Origin of the sequence: Cellulomonas citrea (genome assembly GCF_009829685.1) — a bacterium.
Taxonomy (GTDB): domain Bacteria; phylum Actinomycetota; class Actinomycetes; order Actinomycetales; family Cellulomonadaceae; genus Cellulomonas; species Cellulomonas citrea.
In genome coordinates this window covers 1-3,961 of record NZ_VWSD01000199.1, presented here as the reverse complement: position 1 = coordinate 3,961, position 3,961 = coordinate 1, and the positions used below count along the sequence as shown (strand labels likewise).

The window sequence follows — 3,961 nt, the reverse complement described above, 5'->3', positions numbered from 1 at the left end:
TCCCGGACGAGGCCCGCCAGCTGCGCGGGCCTCGTCGTCGGGATGCGGTGACCCGCGCCCGGCAGCACGACGAGCCGGGCGTCCGGCAGGCTGGCGGCGATGAGGGCCGTGTGCTCGTGCCGCACCGCGTCGCGCTCCCCGGCCACCACGAGCACCGGCAGCCGGATCTGGGCGAGCGCCTCGGGAGCGATCTGCGGGTGCTCGGTCATGAGCGCGAGCCGTTCGCTCGGCCCGTGGAGCATCGGCACGGCACGGGCCGCGCCGGCCAGCACCCGGTGCACCGCGACCGTGCTCGCCAGCGCCAGCGGGCGCAGCCCCTGCGGGTCGAGGTTCGCCCCGCAGACCGCGAGCGCATGCAGCAGGTCCGGGCGCCTGATCGCCAGCTCGAGCCCGATGTTGCCCCCGTCGCTGTAGCCGAGCAGGTCCACATCGGTCAGGCCCAGGGCGGCGAGCGCCCCGGCGACGTCGTCGGCCATCGAGGCGATCGACAGCGGACCGTGGCCACGGGGCGACCGGCCGTGGGCACGTGAGTCCAGCCCCACGAGCCGACGCCCCGGCAGCTCGCGCACCAACCGGTCGAAGACCCGGTGCGACTCCCCGTTGCCGTGCAGCAGCACGAGCGGGCGACCTGGACCGGGGCGGGTCACCGCCCACAGCGGACCCGCCCATCGGCCGGGGGCACCCTCGCGCATGGCTGAGAGCCTAGGCACCCCACCTGGGGCGCGCCTGAGCCCAGGGTCAGCGGTCCTGGCGCTCCAGCAGCGCCACGACCTCCAGGTGCGCGGTCTGCGGGAACATGTCGACCATCCGGGCCGTGCGCGGGCGCAGGCTCGGCATCGCAGCCAGGTCGCGCTCCATCGAGGGCAGGTGGCAGCTGGAGTAGACCACCCGACGCACCCCCGAGGTCTCCAACCAGCCGGCGAGCTCGGCGCCCAGCCCGCGCCGTGGCGGGTTCACCACCACCAGGTCGGGAGGAGCGGGCTCCCCCATCGCGAAGGCCGTCGCGTCACCGGCCAGGAACCGGGTGCCGGGCAGCGCGGCGGCGGCCGCCGTGCGTCGCGCCGCCTCGACCGCGGCCTCGCTGGTCTCCACCCCGGTGACCGCGCGCCCCGGGGCGGCGCAGTGCAGCGCGAAACCGCCGACACCGCAGTACAGGTCCCACACCGTGGCCGGCGCGCACCCGTCGACCCACGCCGCCACCTGGCAGTAGAGGGCCGCCGCCACGACCGAGTTGGTCTGGAAGAAGCTGCGCGCGGGCAGCCGCAGGTCGAGGTGGTTGAGGTGCATGCGCAGCTCGGTCGACGAGGTGAGCGGGATCTCCTGCTCTCCTTCGAGCACCGCGGCGTGCACCGGCTGGATGTTCGCCGAGGCGACGGTCAGCCGGGGCAGCCGCTCGCGCAGCCCCGGCAGGTGCTTGCGCAGCCGCGCGACCGCCTCGGTGGAGCGCAGCACGAAGCGGACCATGAGCTCGTCGTCCGGCGAGGCGGTGACGAGCAGGTACTTGAGCTCGCCGGCCCGCGACGGCACGTCGTACGGGGTGAGGCGGGCCAGGGTGACGAACCGCGCCAGCTCGTGCGCGGCGGCGACGACCGACGGCGGGTACAGCCCGCAGTCGGTGAGATCCACGCCTTCCCCGGACTCGTCGAGAATCCCCAGGGTGGGCGCCTCGACCGTGCCCGCGACGACGAGCTTGGCCCGGTTGCGGTACCCGTGGTCGGGTCCGGTCACCGGCTCCAGCCAGTCGACCCCGGGGCCGAGCGCGGCCCGCGCCCGGGCGTCCCGGTCGGCCACTTGACGGTCGTAGGAGGTCCCCATGAGGGTGCAGGAACGGCACACCCCGGCGTCGAAGTAGGCGCACCTCACTGACGGGAGTCTAGGCAACCGCCCCCGGGACGGCCCACCGCGAGCGGCTCAGCGCAGCGAGTCCACCGCCGTGCGCAACCCGGCGGCGAGCAGGTCGGCATCCGTCACCGCGGTCATCCAGGACACCCCCCGGTCACGCCAGTGGGCCGCCATCTCCAGGTCGGAGCAGTGCAGCCCGACGGGCACCCCGGCCGCCCGGGCTGTCTGCACGACATGGTCGAGCAGCTCGTCCACCTGGGTGCTCGTGCGGTAGGTGGCACGCCCGTAGCCGCAGGACAGCGCGAGATCGTTGGGCCCGACGTAGATCGCGTCGACCCCCGGCACGGCGAGGATCTCCTCGAGGTTGGCCACGGCGCCGGCGGTCTCGACCATGACCACGCACAGCACCCCGGCGTCCTGATCGGCCGGGGCGGCAACCGGACGGGCCCCCCACAGCGGACCCCACGAGCGGATGCCGACGGGCGGGAAGCGGCACGCCTGCGCGGCGGCCCAGGCGTCCTCGGCGCTGCTCACCATGGGGACGACGACCCCGGCGGCACCGGCGTCCAGCGCACGCATGATCTGCCCCGGCTCGTTCCACCGGACCCGCACCAGCGGCACCCGGCCGACGACCGCGAAGGCCTGCAACACGGTGGGCAGCGTGGCGACGTCGCTCAGACCGTGCTGGGCGTCGACGCACACGACGTCCGCGTCGACCGCCCCGACGATCTCGGCCGCGACCGGGTCGGCGAGCACCGACCACACCCCGACGGCACTGCCGCCGGCGGCCCAGACCTCGCGCAGCCGGGCGGTGTCCGTGCGCGGCCCGGTCACCAGGTCACCACCGTGTCCAGGAAGCGGGCCTGGACCTGCAGGTGGTGGCCGCCGCCGCCCTCGTGCCCGTTGAACGGGTAGACCTCGATCGACGCCGGACCGGCCCAGGCGTTGTGCGCGGCGAAGACGGTGGACGGCGGGCACACCGCGTCCATGAGCCCGACGCTGAACAGCGCGGGCGCCTGGGCGCGGCGGGCGAACGCCACCCCGTCGAGGTAGCCGAGCGTGCCGAACACCTGCTCGACCCGGTCGCGGTGCACCTGGAGGTAGCGACGGACCTCGGCGTACGGGTCCTCGTCGGTGTGCTCGACGGCCCAACGCCAGTGGCACCCGAACGGCACGTCGGGCATGGCCGCGAGCAGACCCGGGGTGAGGCCGGCGACGGCCAGCGCGATGCCGCCGCCCTGGCTGGTCCCGGTGACGACCACCTGGTCGGGGTCGATGCCGGGCAGCTCACGGACGGTCTCGACGAGCCGGGCGCCGTCGGTGAAGACGCGCCGGTAGTAGTGGTCGTGCGGGTCCTGCAGACCGCGGGTGACGAAACCGGGCACCGAGGTGCCGTGCCCGACGGGGTCGGCGGTGTCCCCGCCGCTGCCCCACAGGGCGCCCTGGCCGCGGGTGTCCATGAACACGTGCGCGTACCCGGCGCCGACCCAGGGCAGGTGCTCGTGCGGCAGACCGCGTCCGCCGCCGTACCCGTTGAACTCCACGACGGTGGGCAGCGGACCGCTCACCCCGGCGGGACGCAGCAGCCAGGCGCTCACCTCGTGCCCGCCGAACCCGGCGAACCTCAGGTCGACGACGTCGACGGTGCGCAGCGGGTGCTCGACGCGTTCGAGGCGCGGCGCCCAGGCGGCTGCCCTGGCCTCGTCGAGGGTGTGTGCCCAGAACTCGTCGAAGTCGGGCGGGTCGGTGACCGGCGGTCGATACTCGACGAGGTCGGTGAGGGGTTGGTCGAACAGGGCCACGAGGGCGCCTCCCGGGGTCTGGTCACCCGGGTTCACAACTCGTTGGGTGACTTGTCCTCTGATGAGTTAGACTCTAGCATCGGGTCGCCAGGGGGCGACCCCACCGTGCGGAGAGGGAGCAGGCCCATGGGCACGACCACCGGGTTGTCGACCCGCACCAAGGTGAGCGAGGACCTCGCGGTCCTCCTGCTCGAACCCCTCGTCCGCGGCGAGACCGCCGCCGGGGAGGCCATCGGCTCCGAGGTCGAGCTCGCCGAGAGCTTCGGCGTCAGCCGGCCCGTCGCCCGCGAGGCGGTGCAGATCCTCGCACTCGCCGG

Annotated in this window: 5 protein-coding genes; 1 reads left to right on the top strand and 4 read right to left on the bottom strand. The window is 74.5% G+C overall.

Annotation, left to right across the window (positions count from 1 at the left end):
* From F2B26_RS14855 to F2B26_RS14840, 4 genes are all read right to left on the bottom strand, one after another.
* Positions 1-692: alpha/beta fold hydrolase (locus F2B26_RS14855; protein WP_159810689.1), on the bottom strand; the 692-nt coding region annotated here is incomplete at its 3' end.
* A gap of 46 nt (positions 693-738) precedes the next feature.
* Entirely contained in the window at positions 739-1,863 is a 1,125-nt protein-coding gene (rlmC, locus tag F2B26_RS14850) for a 23S rRNA (uracil(747)-C(5))-methyltransferase RlmC (RefSeq protein WP_159810687.1), read from the bottom strand.
* Positions 1,864-1,911: 48 nt separating this feature from the next.
* Entirely contained in the window at positions 1,912-2,676 is a 765-nt protein-coding gene (locus tag F2B26_RS14845) for an HpcH/HpaI aldolase family protein (RefSeq protein ID WP_159810685.1), read from the bottom strand.
* Positions 2,673-3,644: an acetylxylan esterase gene (locus tag F2B26_RS14840; RefSeq protein WP_159810683.1), complete on the bottom strand. Its 972-nt coding sequence runs from the start codon at positions 3,642-3,644 to the stop codon at positions 2,673-2,675. The genes F2B26_RS14845 and F2B26_RS14840 overlap by 4 nt, the downstream gene beginning before the upstream one ends.
* A gap of 126 nt (positions 3,645-3,770) precedes the next feature.
* On the opposite strand from F2B26_RS14840, the gene F2B26_RS14835 reads away from it, so the two are divergent.
* Positions 3,771-3,961, top strand: a 191-nt coding sequence (locus F2B26_RS14835) for a GntR family transcriptional regulator (protein WP_159810681.1), incomplete at its 3' end; no start/stop codon positions are given.